This is a genomic window from Asticcacaulis sp. DW145 (assembly GCF_037101385.1).
Taxonomy (GTDB): domain Bacteria; phylum Pseudomonadota; class Alphaproteobacteria; order Caulobacterales; family Caulobacteraceae; genus Asticcacaulis; species Asticcacaulis currens.
Genome location: NZ_AP029027.1, coordinates 1 through 18916, shown reverse-complemented (window position 1 = coordinate 18916; position 18916 = coordinate 1). Strand labels below are relative to the sequence as shown.

Sequence of the window (18916 nt, the reverse complement as noted above, 5' to 3'; positions counted from 1 at the left end):
TCGTTCATCGTTGATGAGGGCAGGACCGCGTTCAAATTCCAGAAGCGCGCGCGCAGCTTCGCGACTTGTAGCAACGCCAAGCTTTCGCCTGGCTTCCGTCATGTGTGTGCGAACTGTCGTCACACCGATGTTCAGCTTCCGGGCAACCTCTTTCGCCTGCCAGTGCTGTCCAACAAGCCGCAGTATCTCCTTCTGGCGCTCTGACAATTCATCAAGTCGTTTCCCGTGCTCAGACACCCCAATACTCCTGCCACCGATTTCGCTCGGATGAGTAGAGATAACACCGTATCTCCTACGGTAAATGATTTTTGATTGGACGGGCTCGACGCGTTGCTTTTCCAACCATCGTAACCGGCAGACTGCTTCGCTGCCCGACAACTCCCGCGAGACTATGACTTGGCTGACATTGCTCCTCTGCTATGCCGCCAACTAAACGCAAAACGCGGTTGCCTAGTCCTTGAGCGAATGATTGCCCTGGCTGAGGTCGAAATGGACTTGAAACAAACTACCCGGCAGGAAGGTCATAAATCTACTCCGTGAGTGGGAAGCTCTCAGAGTTGTATTTCGGAATTCATTGGCCGATGGTTTAGCGTCTGGCATTTGAATGCCGTGCTGTTCCTGGTAACTTGGCCCCTGACCCAACCGTTCAATTCCCATGGTGGGAACTTTTCCTTGATTCCCGCCGCGGGAACTGGCATAGTAACTCCATGAGGATCATCGCACGGAACAAACTGGTAGCCTACTGGACCAAGCATCCGTCGAGCCAGGCCTCTCTGGAGCACTGGTATTCCATCGCCGCAGTAGCGGTTTGGAAGAGTGGCAATGATGTCATGGCCTCCTTTCCGAAGGCCAAGGTTTTGAACGCAGAGCGCGTTCGTTTCGAGATCCAGGGTGGCAACTACCGCCTGATCGTTTCCTTCCACTACGGGTTGGAAGCCGGGTGGATCAAGTTTATCGGCACTCATGCCGAATATGATCGGATCGACGCAACGACCGTCGACCAATTCTGAAGGTATTGATCATGGACATTCGCCCTATCAAGAACGATGACGATCACGCTTCCGCACTGGAAGAAATGAAAGGCCTTTGGAACGCAGCCGAAGGCACGCCGGAACATGACCAACTCGCCATCATGATCACCCTCGTTCATGACTACGAGGAGCGACGCTGGCCCATCGCAAAGAACCTCGATCCGGTTCAAGCCATTGAGGCCGCCATGGAAGCGGAAGGCAGGACCCAGTCCGATCTGGCCAATCTGATCGGCAAGAGCCGTGCGACAGAAATACTACGCCGCAAACGCCCCCTGACACTCGCTATGATCCGTAAGCTCAACAAGGCCTGGCATATTCCGGCCGATCGACTGGTTCAGGAATATGATCTGAGCGCCTAATTTATCGATATCCAATCCGTATCGACCTTGATGGTAACGGTCCGTTGCGATGGCGCTGCCTAATAAGACCCTGGTGGAAGGCGTTACGTTTCCATACTGTCCGCTTGATGCCTAAAACCGATCGCGCGCTCCTGCCGTCACCTCTTTCGAAATATTCTGCAGTTCCCCCCCCTTGACGACCTATTTGGGTCCTTGATGCCCAAAAACTACGAGATTGAATTCCAATTATCCGCGCGACCGATCCTTGTTGATCTTGACCTGCGGCTTGCTGATCTCACGACGCGGCTGCACCCTTGGCGCTTGGGCATCGAACGTCCGCAGAGGGGTGACCTGTGCTTCCGCTGCCTGAAGAACGCGGGCCTTAACCTCTTCGCGAAGGGTTTCGAGTTTACGGGCTTCCCACGTATTGCGGTTCACGACCACCTCCCTTTCGCCGGTTACACGGCCCGCCTCGTCCCAGTCCTTGACCTTGATAGTGACGGCACGCTTGCCCGGTGAAGTCAGGGTGATGTCATCCCCTACGCTGATCTTGGCTTCCTCAAGAGCCCGCGGCAGATCCGCGCCCCAGATCACTTCCTCGCCCAGCTTGGTCTTAAGCTTGAGATAGGGCGAGGCCTCGTTCTTCTGGTCATTGCCATAGGGCGATGAGCCCTGTTCAACGACCTTGCCGACATAGACTCGCGACGACTGAAACCGCTCACGCGCTACAGCTTCGGCCATGGCAATGGCCTTGTCGCCGTCACCTCGGTCCTTCATCACCGCCTTCAAGGCATCGAGCGCCACAACCTGGCTGTCGGTCAGCCTCACATTTGGTTCGTCGCGCACCCCCCGAAGATCAGGCTCATGTCTCGCTTGAACCCGCTCGCTTTTCTCGATCGTATTGACCGACCCAATCAAGGGTTTGTCCTTGTCCGCCTGCCGCTCGTTGAGACGCGCAAGATCCACGGCCTGCGGCTTGAACCCCTGTACCTCAAGGCCCTGTAGCTGCGCCTGCAGCCACACTTCGCGGCGAAAGGACTCGCTGCCCTTTATCTTGATCGTCTCCCACCCTTTGATCTGAGCCAGTTCGACCATTGAAACCGCGATCTCGGCATCGTCGTGCTTCGTGGTCAGACGACGGCCATGGTCTTCGAACGCCAGCGTGCGCACGGAATCGCGCTTGTAATATTTGTCGTCAGCCACCAGATAGCGCCGCCGAAGACTTTCAAGGAGCGGATCTTCGACCGGCGGAGGCCTGTCATCCGGCTTCTTCTCAGCTTCAGGTGTGGGCGACGTGCCCCGCCTTGCCTCTGGCTGGCGAACAGGCGGTTTATCGTCATTATCGATGAACAGGGGCTTATCCGGATCACCGGGACGGTGCTTGTCCCATAGGGCGATGGCTTTCGGCGCATCGGTCCTCGCCAGCGCTTCCAGATCGGCCATCACCTTGGCTATATCGGAGCGGTCGCGCCAACCCCGCTCTCCCAATTGCGCCTTGGCCATTGCCCGGTCAAGCGCATTGGCGAAGCGGTCACTGCCGGGACCGGTTTTCGGCTTGGCCGCTGGCTCGCCGGGTGTGCGCTCCGCCTCGGAACTTCGCTGATCAAGCCCCGCCGGACGATTGACATCCTTAGGGGCGTTCGCTTCCCAGACCTCAATCGCGGCCTTCCGGTCTTTCGCGGCAAGGGTTTCCATGTCAGCGTAGATCTGGCTGACCTCCTTCCCACCGCGCTGACGGACCTGGCTATCGTCGGAATAGTCGTAATGCCAGTCAGCGGCCTTGATGCGCTTTTCCAGATCGGCCTTCGTAGCCTTAACTTCATCCGCCAGAGACCGTTCTCGCCCGTCTTCGATTTCGTTCATGACCTACCCCTTCGCGGCCATGGCAAAACCGGCAAGCGCTGTGGGCGCACGAAACTCGATGCGGCTCTGACGATTGAGGTCCTGTCCCTCGGACGTGGAGCCATCCGCCACCTGGCAGCCGTGCGTGCAGTACATGATCCTGATCTTCTCAGGCGCCACCCCCTGCCCCACAAGGAAGGCCTTGATCCGGACAGCCCGGTCGATAGCCAGCGCCTTGGCCTGAGGGGAAAACTGATTGCCGTCTGACCGGCCCCGGATAGTGACGTGCGCACTGGCCTTGGCTGCCGCCACGAAGCTCTGCGCCTCCTCCGCACCGAGGCTGAAGCGGCTGTCACCGGCCCCATGGCCGATCGTCATGGTCAGCGCCGGAGACGACGCAGCCGCCACTGTTCGCGCGGCCGTCTTTGGGGTGACCTCGGCCTGGGCCGGAAGCAGCTTCTGCTCCTGAGCGGTCTGCAACATCACGAGATACGCCTTAAGCTCGCCGACCTGCCGCGAGAGGTCATTGACCTGCCGCTCAAGCCGGGTATCGGCGGCGAGTGAGGGAGCCGCAGGCGTCGATGCCTGAAAGGCTGCGATCTGGTCCGGTGAATTGACCGGTGCCCGGCCCATGGCCGAAGGCGGCGCGCTGGCATTGTGCGATGCGCAGGCCGAAAGGGCGAGGACGGTAGCCAGGCCCGTAAGGTTCATCAGTTTCATCTTTCAAGTCTCCTGTTCTGGGATGGGGCCGTAAGGGGCTATGTGGCCGTCATATCGATGACGGCTGTGGTTCTCGGTCGTGAGCGCGGGGTCTGTGCCGATGACGATTTGCGGACCCGGGCCGGAACGCCACCGGCCAGCGCATCGAATTGCGTCAGCGCCGCATCGACGAACTTTTCCACCGAGGCCGGCGACGGGTTTACCTGATCGTCAAGCCGCGGCAGTTTCGACGCGTCGATGTCGAGTCTGGCAACCTCAATGGCCTCGCCCGGCCTGATCGGGCGGCTGCGCCCCTCGGTTCTGGCGCGGTGCAAATCCATATCGACGGTCGGCACAGCCGCCGAAAGCTCCCCGGCAATAAAGGCCGCCGCATCGAGTTGCGCACGGGTGGGAAGGCGGTTCTTCAAAGCGGCCAACCGGGCACTCAGGGGCTTCAGCCGGTTCATAAAGGTCGGATCATCGAAATATCGGATGCGGTCGCATTGGATCGGCTTGGTGCCCTCAAGGAGGATGATCTGTCGGCCCGCGCCCATCTCCTTCAATTCCTGCGGCAGCATCAAAGGCCGGCGCTGATCCGACACGGTCTCTGAACTGGACCCATGCCCACCGCCGCGTGGACTGCTGGTACCTTTGGAGACCCCACGCTCGGTATAGGTCCCGAGCATTTCGCTGTAGGCATTTGCGTCGCGCTGCTCCCTCGGTGCGAAGATCACCTGAAGCGCATGGTTGGTCACAAGCGTGCGGGTATCTTTCTCGCCGTAAACCGACTCCAGCTGGCTGATGCTCTGGATAACGGTCAGAAGTCGCAGATTGTACCCCGAGATAAAGGCATTGGCCTTGGCGATGATGCCAACGCGACCGAGTGCGGTGAACTCGTCGAGGATCAGCAGGCACGGATGTTTTAGCTCAGGGTTATCCTGAGGCAGCTCCAGCGTATTGAGGTTCAGTAGCTGGCTGAAGAAGACATTGACCAGAAGCGACGCATCCGCCAGCCGGTTGGGCTGGATACCGATATAGATCGACATCAGATCCTTGCGCACCCGCGCGATATCGAAATCGGACGCTGACGTGGCCGCATCGACGATGGGGTTGGCGAAGATGGTCAGTGGCGCGTTGAAGGTAGCGAGGATGCTCGACAGGGTGTTTTCACTGGCCGCACAGAAACGGCCAAGGGCATCGAGGCAGTCCTCAGACAGAGGCTCCGGCCCCGCGTTGCGCGCTGAGACGATGGACTGAAGGTAGTCCTTCAGCGCCCGCCCTTTGCCCGAAGACTGGCGCAGCACTTCGCCGAGGGTCGTTGGCAGGGACGGCGTCTCCATCAGATAGAGCACAAGCCCCAAAAACAGGTTGCGGGCCTGATCGTTCCAGAAGTTGTCTTTTCCGTCGATGGCCGGATAAAGCCCCTGCCCTACCGCAAGAATGTCACCGACGCGGTAATTGCGGTCGCGGCTAATCCCGTCGAGCGGGTTCCAACGATGGGTCCGGAAATCTTCGGCGAACGGATTGAACAGGAAGACCTGCTGCCCGTGGCGGCTGCGAAACTTGGAGGTCAGACGGAAGTTTTCGAGCTTGATATCGAGCACGACGACCGAGCCCGAGAAATTGAGCAGGTTCGGGATGACGACCGATACCCCTTTGCCCGAACGCGTCGGCGCCGACAGCATGACGAACTGCTGCCCGCCGAAAATAAGATAACTCCCGCGGTCCTTGCCAACGATTATTCCATCTTCATTGCATAATCCGGCCTTCCTGACTTCTCCGGCATTAGCGAACCGTGCCTTGCCGTGCAGTGGCCGTGCCTTCCCGCCCAACGCCTTCATAACCAGAATACCGGGCAGGACGAAGACGATCAGGACCGGCGCCAGTATCGCCATCTGCAACCGCTTCTTCTGGCCTGGAACACTCTGATAAAAGTGCCAGTAGGTGTCCCAGGTCGTGAGCGTAATGTTGACCGGCTCGGCCTTGTTGAAGACGAAATACAGCGCGCCGGCAGCCATTTTCACCGCGAAGTAGCCCGCAACGGCCCAAACCAGAAGTCCGATCAGGATCAGCCAACCCTTTTTCATTGACCCGCCCGATGCAAAGGGGCCTCGCCAAACCGCGCATTGAGTTTGGCCACAGGATCAAAATGCACCTCCGTGACCGATCTGGCCTTTCGCCGCTGATCCCCTTCCCCGCAATTGTTCGCTGCCACATGGATGATGATGTCGATGGTCAGGGTCACCAGCGCCTTCAGCGACGCCGCGTCATAGCTTTCGGCGTCCTCGTGTTCCTTGCTCATGAACACATAGCGCTCCGCAGCCAGCGCACAGGATTCCGCATGAAAGCTCGTGATCGAGCCACTGTGTCCCGTCGTCAGGAGCTTCAGGAAATCGAAGGCCTCAGAGCCGCGCAACTCGGCCAGCAGCACACGGTCGGGCTTCATACGCATATTGGCGGCGATCAGCTCGGCCGGCGTCACCCTGGCCACGCCCTGCTCACCTTTGCTGTAAAGCAGATGGACCTTGTTCGGATGGTTCGGCAGGAACAGTTCGCGAACGTCCTCAATGGTGATGATTCGTTCCTCGGTCGGGATCGACTGGCAGATTGATTTCATCAGGGTGGTCTTGCCGGACCCGGTCTCCCCCACGATCGCGATGTTCTTTTTGGCCTGCACCGCCTCATCAAGAAACGCCGCCAGTTGGTTGGCTTCAAGCCGGGCCATGAGCGAGGTATCGATCGGATTGAGATCACCTGAGCGGCGCGCATAGTCGACCGGCCGCGCCCAGACGAAGTCCGAAAACGCACCCTCGGCCTCATATTCGCCAAGTGTACGGATCGTCGCTGACGGCAGGCGGATAGACATAGAGAGCATGTCAGGCTCGACAACCGGTGGCACGACGATCTGTATCCGTTCGCCACCAGGCAGTTTTGCGGAAAGGATCGGTCGCTCGGGCGAGAGGATCTGATCGGTGAAGGTTGCGATGGCCTGGGCGATCGCGTGGAGCCGCTCATAGGTCAGCGACGGCAGCGTGTGCCTCTGCCAGTCTGGCCCCACCTCAACGAAGACGTCGCCGGGGGCATTGATTACCACCTCCGTCGCTCCCTTGATGGCAAGGACATCCACCAGAGGCTTCATCAACTCACGCACCATAGTGTCGCGCGGCAGGGCGTCATTGGGCTCGTAAGCCATAAACCCTCCCGAAATCCAGATCGCGCGCCACATAGATCGAGCCGCGATCACCCTGGTTCTTGTAGATGGTCGGGCGGATATTGATGGTCGAGTCGAGCACCTTCTCCGCCATGCGATCCCCGGCAGCGGCCGTGTTCTGATAGACAACACCCCCCGCGGTGCCGGACGACGCTTCCGCCGTCTTGTAGGCGATGGCATCCTTGATCGTCGATAACAGGAACGCGCCGCCGACCCTCTCCCACCAGTGGTTATCGACCAGGCCCGGCAAGCCCGTGGTGCCGAGACTGTCAGACCCCGGTGAATCGAGATTGATGACAACGCCGTTCGGGGTCTTGATCCGCGTCCAGATCACAAACAGCCGCCGCTGCCCTCGCTCCGACACCGAGCGATATTCGCCCGTCGCCTCCGAACCGCGCTCAAGCAGCACCACCCGGCCATTGTCACTATAGACGTTCTGAGTCAGTACACAGCTGGTGAGCCCGGCAAGGTCGCTGATGATCTTCACCGACAGACCGCATTCGATCGACCGGCCCATTGGCAGGATCATATTGCGGTCACCGATCTTCGCCGCCCTCACGGCCTGGGCCACCGAAGGCTGAAGCAAGCTGCCAACCGAACCCGCAGGCCCCGTGGTCGCAGCGGTTTGCGACCGCTGCGGCGCCTGACCGCCTTCAAGCGCTGCCCGGATAAAAGGGTTGTTCATAGGATCGCCCGCATCGGTCTGGCCCGCACCCCGCTCAGGACGGCTATTACCGGACAGGATGACGTCACCGCCGTAGCGATCGACATAGGGCTTTGGGGAGGTTTGGGTCTGGCCCGCCGTCGCATGGCCTTGCGTGCCCGACACCGGTATAGGTGGCGCGTTCGCTGTCGTATCAAGCGCCGGAACGATCATCTTCCCATCCCCGCAGAACCGCATGGGTTGGCCCTGACCATTCAGCATGGGCTGACCGTCTGGCGTACGCGCAATTGTGCCGGGTGTGCCATCGGCACATGACGGCGCCACGCCAATGACGACGTCCTGACCGTTTGCAGACGCGCTCGCAGGTACGGTTGGTACGCCATCGGCCCCGAACTGCCGTCGACCGGCAACGGTTGCGGGCTTATTCTCCGATTTCGCCGCCGCCTCGGCTTCGGCCTTGCGTGTGGCCGCATCCGCGTTGAACCGTTTGAAGGTGACAAGTCCACCAATGGTCAGAACCGCGATCACCGCGATGGCGAAAACGACCTTGCCCACGATGTTAGAGGAGGCCCCGCCGCGATTATTGACCGACACAATGCGGTTAAGCTCCGGGGGGCTGGCCTCCGGCTGGGGCGCCGCCCCGCCTACAGGATTGCCGTGCGTATCCATCAGGGTAACACCTCTCTTTGAACGCCGGAGACCGTCGTGCCATCCGGACTTGCGACCCCATCGGCGCTGAAGCCGTCGTTCCAAATGCCGACAACGGACGAACCCAGCCGCAGAACGAAGCGTTTGCCCGTGCGCTCGACGACCGCCAGATCGCCTTCCATGTGGTAATTGACGCGTGCTTCAGCCCCCGACGGATCGATATAGAAGATCGTCGGCACCTCGCGATTGGCAGCGAAGCGGAAATAGGTGAAGCGGCCATCGTCGAACACGAGCGACGGCTTGATGTCGTCTGAGCCCTTTTTGGCCTTCTGGGTATATTTCCAGTTCCTGGGAATAGGCTTGCTATCGAGCCGCCCCTTCAGCACAGCCGCCTCATTGATCTGGGGCACGGCCGCCGCCTGGGCCATCAAGGCCGACATCGGCGGAAGTTCGACCGGATAGCGATAGATCACCCGATACATCGCTGCGGGGGCCTGTTTGCCCTTGGCTGGCAGGTCCACCACAAACTCGATCGAATAGTCACGCCGGTCAGTGCGCAGTTCGAGATTGTTGCACCGGGCGCCGGGCTTTGGCTTGACCCAGATTTCATGGGTGTCGACATCAGCGCGAATGCACCACAGACTGTCCGGGTTCTGGCAATCCGCCGACATGCCCGACGCCGAGACGAGTATCCGCTCATCATCGCCCAGGATGACCCGCGAGACCGTGCCGACCCGCACCTGTACACGCGTCACCTGATCGCGATCATAGGTCACATAACGCACCCGGCTATCGCCGGTGCTCGGAGCCGGCGTATCGGCCGCAAATGCGCCGCTGGCCAGCGATGCGGCGGTGACCGCCAGAAGATATATCCGTTTCATCATCCCCCTCCCCTACTGACCGGCCGGAGGCGTGGCCTCCGACGACAGTTCGGAATCGACGCGATAACTCGTCACCCGATAACCCAATGGGTTCTCGATCAGGTCCTTCTCGCGACCATGCTGGGACGGCAGGTACTCGTAGGCGAAGGTCGCCACATAAAACTGCGGCGCTTCGACCACGCCAGACTCGATATGGTTCAGTGTCTTCTGGAACCGCACGACCGCCTTCGTTCCGGACGCATCCGGCGATAGGGTGATGCTGCGGATCTTCACCCGCACCTCATTGGCCGTCCCGAGCTTCTTATCGAGCGCTTCGGGGCCATCGAACTGCTTTGCATAGGCCTGACCGACATCATTGGCGCTTAAGGACAGGGTCTTGTCGTAATCGGCCTGCAACAGCCGATACATGTAGGTTTCCCGCGCGGTCACGTAGGCTTTCGCCCAGTGCTTATCGAGCAGGTCCTGGTACCCAACCTTTCGCCCGCCATCCGCAGCGCTGATCAGTTCGGCATTGCCCGTCGCCTGATCGACCTCAAAGACGTACGGAACAGTCCGCTTCAACGGCACAAGGGTCGCCATGCTGATCACGGAGATCGCCGCAATCACCGAGGCCACGCCCGCGACAAGCCAGGCGCGTCGCTCCGAACGCTCAAGGCGGTCCTGCCGGTCGGCTTCCCAGTCCTGCGACTGGTCATAGAAATCCTGTTCGCCGGTCGCGGAGACCGTCGCTGGCTTTTTCAACATCGGTTTGTCCTGTGGGTTAGTTCGTTGGGGGCATGGTGAAAACAAAGGTCTCGGCCGTCGCCGGCGCGTCCGGCGACAGCCGCTTAAGGGTGCGTTCGCGCAACGCCTGCTGGGCTTGCGCCTCCTGTGACTCCGCCATGGCGTTCATGACGAGGATGCGGTTGGCGTCATTGCTGATTTCGGCCTGGGCGACACCGATACGCGCCTGAAGCTCGGCAATCGCTTTCGGGTCCTGGGTCTGGTTGATCTGAGATTGCAGGGCGCTGATCTGGGTCTGGCGCTGATCAAGCAGGGCAAGCGTGCTCTGCTGATTGGCTTGCGCCTGAAAGATCGTGTTCAGCGCCGCCTCGCAAGCCGTCTTCTGCGTGCCCTCCTGGTCCTCGCAGTTATAGATCATGCCCGCACTGCGAAGGGCCTTGGCCGTCGCCGTCAAGCCTTCGAACCCGCCGGTGTTGATCGCTTTGAAGATGTCGGCCGTGCCCGCAGGCACAATGTCCTTCAGGAGCGGGTTACTCGCTATGTCACCGAGATTGCGGCTGCCGGTGAGCGCATTGTAGTGCGTCTTTGCCTGATCGAGCTGGCTCTGGAGCTTCTGGTACTGTGCGACCATCTGGTCGTACTGCTGCTTCCACGCCGCCACCTGCTTGATCGCCTGTGCGGTGTTCAAGGGGTCATAGACGATGCTCTGGGCGTGAACGTTCCCGGCCATCGTCAGAAAAGCCGCCCCACAGACTAATCCGGTCCAATTACGCATGCTCATCTCCTTCTCATCCTCATTTCAGGTTGTCGTCGGTATGACGCTGATACAGCGGCAAGGAAGCGGGTTGCCGGGCGGCGCCAGCGCTCGCAGTCCGGCCTGACCCTTGCGAAATCGCGTTGGTCTGCGAGCCGGCAGAGTCCTTCTTCTGGCTTCCTCCGCCCCCCATCATGCGCATCAGCATGGCACCGCCCGCGATGGCGGCTGCCATACCCATGCCCTGGGTCGAAATCGCCGCGCCGCCAGCCAGCGAGCTGGCAATGAAGTTGAGATTGAGCATCACAACGCCAAGCGCGATGGAGACGATGAGCAAAGCCACGCAGTCCTTGATGATGGCGCTGTCGTTGCCGAAGTTATCGAGGACCGCCTGCGCGAATTGCTGCGCGAAGGCCGTGAGCATGGTGAAGGCCGCAACCACCAGCACGCTCAAGAGCACGTAGTTGATCACCTGGCCGATCCAGTTCTCGCAGTAGCGCTGCGTCGCCGGGAACATGGCGCAAAGGATAAACGCCGGACCGAGCGCCAGAACGAGCGCAAGGGCGACCTTGGCCATCAGATAGAGACCGATCCCGATCGCGAACAACCAGACCTGAGCAATGACGACGATGCCCATGGCAAGATAGAGCGTCAGGTTCGGCACCATGCTTGTCGATGCTTCCTGCCCTATCGCCGCTGACAGGTCGTCGTAAGGCACCATGAACTGGTCGATGACCCCGCCTACCGTGGTGGAGGTGCTCAAAGCCGAGATCAATCCCTCCTGAATCCCGTAGAAGGCATTGAGGATGTCGCCCTGGTAGACCCCGGCACTTAAGGCCGCCGTGGCGACGAAGGCCATTTTCACAAACTTCCACAGTGCCGTGTGCAAGGGGTCGTGGGCTTCACCGCGCATGATCGCGTAGCCGATGATGACGATGTAGAGCGTGACCCCCGTCAGCGCCACAGGCGTCAGGATGCCGCAAACGGCAGCACTTTTTGCGGTCACATACGTGTTGAGGAGTGCGTCTACCGAGGTTTCTATTTCAGAAGCAATGCCGGGCATCAGTTCGTCCCCCCGCTCGCGTCTTTCGGCGCGGCACACTGCGAGCGAATGCTGGCAAACAGGCCTGTGTCGGTCTTGGTTCCCTTCGCTGCCCAGGCTTCCCGCCACCGGCGCTCGGCCTCCGGATGGGCCGCGTTATACTGCGCCCGAGTCTGCCCTGATTGCTTCAGCACCGCATCCGACGGCACGAAGACGAAGGTTTCCGCCGTGGCCCGGGCTGTAGGTTTCGGCCTGGGTTCAGCATAGGCCTGGTCACTGATACCCGACACCGAGACCAGAACCGCGAAGGCCGTTCGAACAAGTTTAGACCACGGCATGAACGCGCTCCCCCCGGCTGATAGATTGCCGCCGCTGCGCGGCGCGAGCACGGAAGATCGGCAGCCACACGGCCGGATCGTCGCCGACCTCTGCCCGGATGCCATCGAGCATCTCAACATTTTCCGTGGTGCCTGACAGTACGTTCAGGATATCCGCCATCCCGCCCAGATCGAACTTCACGACCGCCGAACTGTGGCCCTGTTTGACCAGGAACATCCGGCTGGCTTCACCGAGGTTCTTGATTATGCGGTACTCAGCCTCGGTCACTTTGAAGCCGTTCACATAGTCATCGTGGTCGGCCTTCGGGTTCGGCATGAAGATTTGCGTCACGGTCTGCTCGACCATGGTTTTGCCGATTTTGTGCGTCAGCACATCCGATGGGCTCTGGGTGGTGAAAATGCCCATGCCGCCCTGCTTGCGGATCGTCTTTTGCTTGTTGAGGGCGAAGTCCGCGAAGTGCTCGTCCATCAGCGGCTTCCAGAATTCCTCCATCACGTAAACAAAGGGCCGTCCGTCGATCAGCTGTTCGGTGACGTGCAGCAGATAGGCCATTATCGGCGTGCGGATCTCAGGATCGTCGAGAAACTCCGTGTAGTCGTAGGCGAATATCTGCGCCTTGCCGAAGTCTTGCGTGTCCTCAGGGTTATCGAAGGCCCAGCCAAGGGATTCCCGGCGCATCCATTTTTTGAGGCGCAAGCCAAGGCCGTTGTCGCCGGTCTTGGGGAGGTTCTGTACGACCGCCGATAGCGATCGCAGTTCGCGGCTTACCCCCTCCCCCATCACCGTGCGAACAGCATGGCTGATGTCGCCGTCTTCCCTGGCCGTCAAACTGGTCCGATCGCCATCAGGCCGGACGAGTAGTTTGACCAGGCGTTCGCAGAACTGAATATTGGCCTCGGTCGGCGCCATCTGAAACGGGTTAAAGCCCGTGCGCTCCCCGCGTTTTAAGACATGGTACTGTCCGCCCATGGCCCGGATCGCAATCTCGGCACCCCGGTCTTTATCGAAGAATACGCAGCGCAGGCCCTGATACTTGGTGGCGAACGCCAGCAGCGCCATCTCAAGTGCGGTCTTGCCCACGCCGGTCGACCCGCAAATGAAGGTGTTACCGGCGTATTTTTCATCCGAAGAGTCCCGCCCTTCCGGCGAAGCATGGAAGTTGAAATAATAAGGCTGTCCCGAAGGGGTCTTCAGGAGCGCCAACGCCTCTCCCCACGGGTTGCCTGACCGCTTGCCTTGCGCGAAATTATGAAACGGACTCAAAGCCGCGAAATTGCGCGAGGTGAGCCGTGCCGCGCGTGGTCGCATCGACCAGTTGCCCGGAAGTTGCGCAAACCATGCACACTCCGGTACAGCATCGATCACCGACATCTTAAAGCCGGGTCCGTCCTGCAGCACCGCCCTCGCCTCTGACATCGAGGTCGCCACGGCTTCAAGCGTGGGTCCGAACACCGCCAGGCTATAGTGATAGTCGCCCAGATCGATGACCCCGCTTTGCAGGTCGTCCATCGCGCGGTCCATTTCTTCGATTTCGCGCTCGGCCACATCCTCCGAGGCCACGAGCTGGCCCTTTTGACGCTCCAGCGCTGCCAGGGCATCTCTTCGGTTGAGGATGCTGAAGGACTGGGTCTCGATATACTCGTAATCGCCATAAAGGATGCCGTTGGCCATGCCCGGCTCCGACCACTTCGGATAGTCCTGAAAATCGAGGAACCCCGCGAACTTGCGCACCGAAGGATGCCAGATTTCCAACATACCGTTGCGGTCGGAGAAATGCAGGCGCGAGCTTGGCAGGTACTGGTCGATCGACCCCCGACGCAGCGGAGTCTCTTCCCAGACACCGTTCAGAAGATAGCCATAGAAGCTCAGCATCTCCGAATAGACGATGTCGTTTCTGACCCGGGTTGCCAGGCGCTTGGGACCGTACCGGCCCATACTGGCCTCAAACTGGCGAGCAGCATCATCGAGCGCTGCCAGCGCATCCGCCTCCTGCGCCCTCTTCTCCTCAATCGAAGACCGCGACGTGCCTTTGAAGAACCTTAGCGCTTTGGACGGGGTCGGCCGGTAGATCAGAGTGAGATAAAGCTCCGTACGGATCTGACGATGCGTGTCGAAGCTCGCATTATAGGCCGCGTTCAACTCAGCGCAGAAGGGAATGCCGAAGACGCCATCGAGCCGCTCGGTGACGACCCGCCGCACCTTATGGGTCCACAGCGCGAAATGACCCCCGCCCAGTGAGCGCAGGAAATTGTTCAGGCCCTCTTTGCGCACATGGATCTCATCGGGGTCGGCGGTCTCGAAGGCGATGCCTTCAAGACGCCACGTCGCCACGTAGTCGCCACAGCCACGCAGCTTGACCACATTGTCGGCGACATGCGCACCCATGGGTACAAAGTCACTCGACGAAATCTGTGCCGCGGCTGCGGCTTTGAGCATGGCTTTCGAGCGCATCAGGGTTTCCGTTTGGTGTAAGTCATCGGGCCGTAGGACACAGCCTTCCAGAACTTGCGCCCGGCGCCGTGACGATGGCGCATTCGGGCTCTCATCAGAAGCTGGGCGAGCCGCTGGTCGTCCTTCTTGGTGATTTGTCGAAGGGTCAGGAACAGCGGCACGTAGGTGAGGATGAGGAAGACGCTGACCAGAGGTGTGATCAGGTACATCAACCACACCCCGGCCAGCAGGAACCCTCCTGAGACCACCAGGAACGGAACCATAGGCACGCCGAGGAACATCGCCGGACGCGTACAGCCCTTGAAGATGGGGTCCCGAAAATTATCCATCAGTTGATGATCCAGCCGGCGATTTCAGCGGCGCCGCCGACGAAGACCCCGCCGATGACGATATTGGCCACTTCCGACCATTTGGCGTGTTGAAAGGCCATCTTGTACCCGGCCCAGAGGATAGCGATGGTGAAGGCAACCACGCCAATGGCCACAAGCGCGGCTTTAACATTATCCATCACCGTGGTGAGCTTGGCGATCTGGGCAAATGCCGGGTCAGCCATCGACAGCGCCGTGAGCGCGACGATCAGACCGGTACGAACATACGGGTTCGCTAAGGCCGTTTTGGAAAAGGCAGTCATACGCATGGTGTCACTCGCTTTCAGTTGGGAGCTAAAGGTTGGGAAGTATCCGTCCGGGCGCACGCCATCCTCTGGTGAAAGCACAGGCCCTCACAGCCGTCGGACGACCGGAACTGGATTGGGGGGATCAGAACAACAGCGAGCTGCTGTTGTTCGGTGCGTTCGGCTCGCTGCCAGTAGGCAACGGTGATTTGGGATCGGCGCTTGGGATGACCTGAGGCGTATCTCGTCGCCGCCTCCCACTAGAGGGTCGCGGCGCATCCATGGCGCGCTCGATTTTGGCGACGTAACCCAGCCGATGTCCGCGTTTCAGGTCGCCCGAGTAATAGCAGCTGAGCGCGTCGCGCAGGGCCCCTTGCGGGTCCGGATTCACGCTCCCCGCTGTCTCATAGCAATCGATGAGGATTTGCGATCCCGCACGGAGGTTTTCGCAAGGATCAAACGCGGTCTCGATCGTCAGGCCGTGGGCCTTGAGATTCTTCTTATTCACCTGGGCGAGTCCCAAGCTATAGTTGTATCCGGCTTTTTCGAGCCGCGCGACCGTCGCCACAGCTTCAGGTAATGAATTCGGCTGTCGGGTGAGTTTTCCGTTTACCACCCCGATCGCGTATGGATTGTAGCTGGACTCTACCCGAACAACCCGCTCAAGTGTCGCCGGGTGTACTCCAGGAGCGCAAGCCTGCGCCAAAGCTAAGAAAGATAACGGCATCTGGACCCCCAGTCAGATTGTCGACACACACTTCGATCAATCTGTCGTCGTGACCGCATGATTACTTACGGTATAAAGGAAGTGCGCCGCAATTCATGCGAGTCAGCAAACGGTTGCACCGGTGGGTTGATTCGCGATTTCCCGTAGCGTTGAAATTCTCGTAAAAATTGGTTTATTTGCAAAATTGCCACACGTTTACCGCGAGACAAGGCCAATAAGGGCGTACCGCGCGGGTGCGGCCGCCCTTTACCTTTGGTCGGTTTCCAACCTGTACTTAAAGCAAACGCATTATCCGCTTTTTCCGCATGCGGATAATGCGTTTACTGTGCGGCCTGCCTGGCAATTTCGAGTGTCTTTTCGTCGAGGGGCATACGCTTGTACTTCTTTTCCACGACCAGGGTCTTGGCAAATGCCACGAGTGCAGTCTCCACAATGCTCGCCACTGTGAAGTCATCGCCCGCAATCGACTTGATCAGAAGATCATGGTCCTCACGGATGCGCACCGACATTTGGACGGTCCGGTCACCCCTGGGACGCCCCTTCCCTTTCGGCTCTGGCTCGACCTTGGCGACCTTGGCTTTTGCGACACGCACCGCCTTCTCGACCATGACGGCTGGTGCTACAGCTGTGACCGGGGCTAAAGCAACTTCGGACGGCGCCTGATAGCCGACAGACGCGGCGGCTTCCTGAGTCTTACGCTTCAGGGTCTCCCGATCAAGTGTGGGCGCTACGGGCGCAGCATCAGGTTCATCGAACCAGCCGCGGGTTTTAGGTTTATACGCATTTGACTTGTCTACACTCACGCGACTTCCCCCTTAACCTCGGCCTTCAATTTCTCGATGACGCGGCTCGCTTCACCATCAATCGTCTCAGCGCTCTCTTCAGTCGTGTCTGAAACCGCACGCGCAACCTTCGCCATGACGTCCTCAATAGCGCTCTCCGCTTCGCGCGTCGCCCTGCCCGCCTCCGGCCGGCGTAAACCTACGAATGACGCAATGTTATCCGCAAACAGGTAGGCCTCCTCGTCGGCCATCTTGATCTGCTTTTCCGTGACCCCCTCAAGTCCGTAGATCGTTCCTCCCTCCATCAACACCCGGCGATAGATTTCGCGATCAACAAGATGCGCCGCCATCGGAATGTTCGATTCTTGGAAGGTTGCCACCACATCGTGGAAGGTACGCGACCGGATGGCCCCGTTCAGCCCATTAATAACGATGCAATACCGCCTCTCCTGACCGATAGCCCGCTCAATGGCCCGGATCGCCTTGACCGTCTTTGACGCTTCTACGCCGTCGGGCTCGGAAGGTCGAACCGGAATGACCGTCAGCGTGGCCGACGACATCGCCAGATTTCCAAGTGCGGATGCCCGGCCTTCAACATCGATGAGGATCAGGTGGTGGCCACTGGCACGCGCCGCATCAATGGCATCCATCAGCAGGTCTTCATTGCGCGCCTGATAGGGCGTGATGTTTGCCGGCCGGCCATCCTTGTTCGCCCAGCGCCAAACGGTCTCGTTGGGGTCGGTGTCGATAACCGCGACCTTGCCGCCTTCTTTGGCGAAGACCGAGGCAAGGATGATCAGGGCGGTGCTCTTGCCCGACCCACCCTTAGAGGTGGCAAAGCTGATTACGGGTGCGCCAGTCATACTGAACTCCTTGTGGTTATAGGAACTGTCGCCAGTTTCCGATTGCGCTGGTTAATGCTGCCTTAACCAGCACCTTCTGCGGATAATGTTTCCGAAGCAAGAAATGCGAAAACCTGTGAAAACTTCGGAAACCAGCAGAAACATTAAAAGCGGCTTGGTAACGCACTTAATGCCCTAAATTCGCTAACATGCAATTAATGTTTTTATTTCACCTGCATTTTTAACACCTAAAACAGTTTTTATTATTTCCGCTATTATCCGCATTTTTCACTAGCGTTTAATCGGCCCCTTCTGTTTAGCGAAGTTGATGAAGTGGGCATCCGCGCTATGTACATCTATTCCCTTGGACGACACCCAATCGCGCCATTCCGCTTCCAGCGCATAGATGTCCCAACCCTTGGCAAACTTCTTCGCCTTCAAGCGCGCGTCGTCACTCACTACGTAGGGGCGGGAAGGGGCGTCGAGCACAGCATCTGGCCGCTTGAAAATATCTACAAACTCGCCATCGAGGACGAAGTCGTACTGCGGGATATGTCCGTGCGTGGCGTTGTCTTCAATGATCTTTGAAATCAGCCGCTTGAACTCCCACGCCTGGCTCTGGCTCCCGGTCTTCTCCTGAAGACGCTCAAGCCCGATCCTGAAGGACTTCTGCTGCCCGCAGTGCTTGCGAGCAATCTCGTAAAGCCTGCGCTCAAGCGGTTTTCGCAGTCGGAAATAGTCGCGATGCAACGTCAGCAAATCGCGTCCCTTGGCCTCGATCGCGTCGAACAGCCAGTCCGACAGGGTAATTTCAACCTCCTGCATCCGACCATCCCGGGTCTCACGGATGATTTCGGCCTTGTCGATGAACGAGAAAACGTTCCACTGCTCCTTGCCACCCATCTGGATATTGGTTTCGATCTGGGTTCCTTGCAGCCGCTTGAGGGCTTGACGGAAATTGAGATAGCCACGCCCCGAAGAATCGCGGTTGGTTACCACCATCAGATCATGCGGGTTGAAGCGCATCGTCTTTTTGACCTCGCGGCCCTCGTTCAGCCGCGCCATGCACTGAGAGATGCAGTAAATCAAAATGTCGCGGTCATGTACCGTGGCGCGGCCAATAGGGGAGGGGCCCACCTTCACGAAAATATCGCCATGCCGGTAATCCTGAATTTGCATGTCAGGCTTAGTCGATAGGGTGAAAAGCGGGTGCTCCATGGAAGCCTGGTCGCCCTTGGGCGTCGCATCGAAGATGTCCGCCACGAAAAAATCCGGCTGATGGCGCTCCGGCAAAAGGGGCGAACGGCTTGGAAACGGCAATTCGGACAT

General features: G+C 59.3%; 19 protein-coding genes. 2 read left to right on the top strand and 17 right to left on the bottom strand.

Annotated features, from left to right (window positions below; all coding sequences use genetic code 11):
• Window positions 1-707 precede the first annotated feature (707 nt).
• A complete protein-coding gene (locus AACH73_RS18625) occupies window positions 708-1010 on the top strand; it encodes a type II toxin-antitoxin system HigB family toxin (protein ID WP_338736633.1) in 303 nt (100 codons plus the stop codon).
• Window positions 1011-1021: 11 nt separating this feature from the next.
• Window positions 1022-1390, top strand: coding sequence for a transcriptional regulator (locus AACH73_RS18620; RefSeq protein ID WP_338736632.1), 369 nt, complete (start codon window positions 1022-1024; stop codon window positions 1388-1390).
• 225 nt (window positions 1391-1615) lie between these two features.
• Here AACH73_RS18620 and AACH73_RS18615 read toward each other — a convergent pair whose 3' ends face one another.
• The 17 genes from AACH73_RS18615 to AACH73_RS18535 all read right to left on the bottom strand — a co-directional run bounded on the left by AACH73_RS18615 (window position 1616) and on the right by AACH73_RS18535 (window position 18916).
• Complete coding sequence (locus AACH73_RS18615) at window positions 1616-3232, bottom strand: LPD7 domain-containing protein (protein ID WP_338736631.1); 1617 nt, start codon at window positions 3230-3232, stop codon at window positions 1616-1618.
• Between the two features lie 3 nt (window positions 3233-3235).
• Entirely contained in the window at window positions 3236-3931 is a 696-nt protein-coding gene (locus AACH73_RS18610; RefSeq protein WP_338736630.1) for an OmpA family protein, read from the bottom strand.
• A gap of 38 nt (window positions 3932-3969) precedes the next feature.
• A complete protein-coding gene (locus AACH73_RS18605; protein ID WP_338736629.1) occupies window positions 3970-5997 on the bottom strand; it encodes a type IV secretory system conjugative DNA transfer family protein in 2028 nt (675 codons plus the stop codon).
• Window positions 5994-7103: a P-type DNA transfer ATPase VirB11 gene (virB11, locus tag AACH73_RS18600; protein WP_338736628.1), complete on the bottom strand. Its 1110-nt coding sequence runs from the start codon at window positions 7101-7103 to the stop codon at window positions 5994-5996. The genes AACH73_RS18605 and virB11 overlap by 4 nt, the downstream gene beginning before the upstream one ends.
• Complete coding sequence (gene virB10 / locus AACH73_RS18595; RefSeq protein WP_338736627.1) at window positions 7084-8454, bottom strand: type IV secretion system protein VirB10; 1371 nt, start codon at window positions 8452-8454, stop codon at window positions 7084-7086. Before virB10 ends, virB11 begins: the two co-directional genes overlap by 20 nt.
• Window positions 8454-9317, bottom strand: coding sequence for a TrbG/VirB9 family P-type conjugative transfer protein (locus AACH73_RS18590; RefSeq protein WP_338736626.1), 864 nt, complete (start codon window positions 9315-9317; stop codon window positions 8454-8456). The genes virB10 and AACH73_RS18590 overlap by 1 nt, the downstream gene beginning before the upstream one ends.
• Window positions 9318-9326: 9 nt before the next feature.
• On the bottom strand, window positions 9327-10058 hold the full coding sequence (locus AACH73_RS18585; protein WP_338736625.1) for a type IV secretion system protein: 732 nt from the start codon (window positions 10056-10058) through the stop codon (window positions 9327-9329).
• 16 nt (window positions 10059-10074) lie between these two features.
• A complete protein-coding gene (locus AACH73_RS18580) occupies window positions 10075-10812 on the bottom strand; it encodes a type IV secretion system protein (protein ID WP_338736624.1) in 738 nt (245 codons plus the stop codon).
• 19 nt (window positions 10813-10831) lie between these two features.
• Complete coding sequence (locus AACH73_RS18575; protein WP_338736623.1) at window positions 10832-11854, bottom strand: type IV secretion system protein; 1023 nt, start codon at window positions 11852-11854, stop codon at window positions 10832-10834.
• Window positions 11854-12171, bottom strand: a complete 318-nt coding sequence (locus AACH73_RS18570; protein WP_338736622.1) for a hypothetical protein — start codon at window positions 12169-12171, stop codon at window positions 11854-11856. The genes AACH73_RS18575 and AACH73_RS18570 overlap by 1 nt, the downstream gene beginning before the upstream one ends.
• On the bottom strand, window positions 12158-14623 hold the full coding sequence (locus tag AACH73_RS18565; RefSeq protein WP_338736621.1) for a VirB4 family type IV secretion/conjugal transfer ATPase: 2466 nt from the start codon (window positions 14621-14623) through the stop codon (window positions 12158-12160). Before AACH73_RS18565 ends, AACH73_RS18570 begins: the two co-directional genes overlap by 14 nt.
• Window positions 14623-14952 carry a VirB3 family type IV secretion system protein gene (locus AACH73_RS18560; RefSeq protein ID WP_338736620.1) on the bottom strand — a complete coding sequence of 110 codons (330 nt, stop codon included), beginning with the start codon at window positions 14950-14952 and terminating at the stop codon, window positions 14623-14625. Before AACH73_RS18560 ends, AACH73_RS18565 begins: the two co-directional genes overlap by 1 nt.
• Complete coding sequence (locus AACH73_RS18555; protein ID WP_338736619.1) at window positions 14952-15260, bottom strand: TrbC/VirB2 family protein; 309 nt, start codon at window positions 15258-15260, stop codon at window positions 14952-14954. The genes AACH73_RS18560 and AACH73_RS18555 overlap by 1 nt, the downstream gene beginning before the upstream one ends.
• Before the next feature lie 121 nt (window positions 15261-15381).
• A complete protein-coding gene (locus AACH73_RS18550; RefSeq protein ID WP_338736618.1) occupies window positions 15382-15963 on the bottom strand; it encodes a lytic transglycosylase domain-containing protein in 582 nt (193 codons plus the stop codon).
• A 320-nt stretch (window positions 15964-16283) separates the two neighbouring features.
• On the bottom strand, window positions 16284-16766 hold the full coding sequence (locus AACH73_RS18545) for a hypothetical protein (protein WP_338736617.1): 483 nt from the start codon (window positions 16764-16766) through the stop codon (window positions 16284-16286).
• Window positions 16763-17608, bottom strand: a complete 846-nt coding sequence (locus AACH73_RS18540; protein ID WP_338736616.1) for an AAA family ATPase — start codon at window positions 17606-17608, stop codon at window positions 16763-16765. The genes AACH73_RS18545 and AACH73_RS18540 overlap by 4 nt, the downstream gene beginning before the upstream one ends.
• Window positions 17609-17878: 270 nt before the next feature.
• Window positions 17879-18916 carry a replication initiator protein A gene (locus AACH73_RS18535; RefSeq protein ID WP_338736615.1) on the bottom strand — a complete coding sequence of 346 codons (1038 nt, stop codon included), beginning with the start codon at window positions 18914-18916 and terminating at the stop codon, window positions 17879-17881.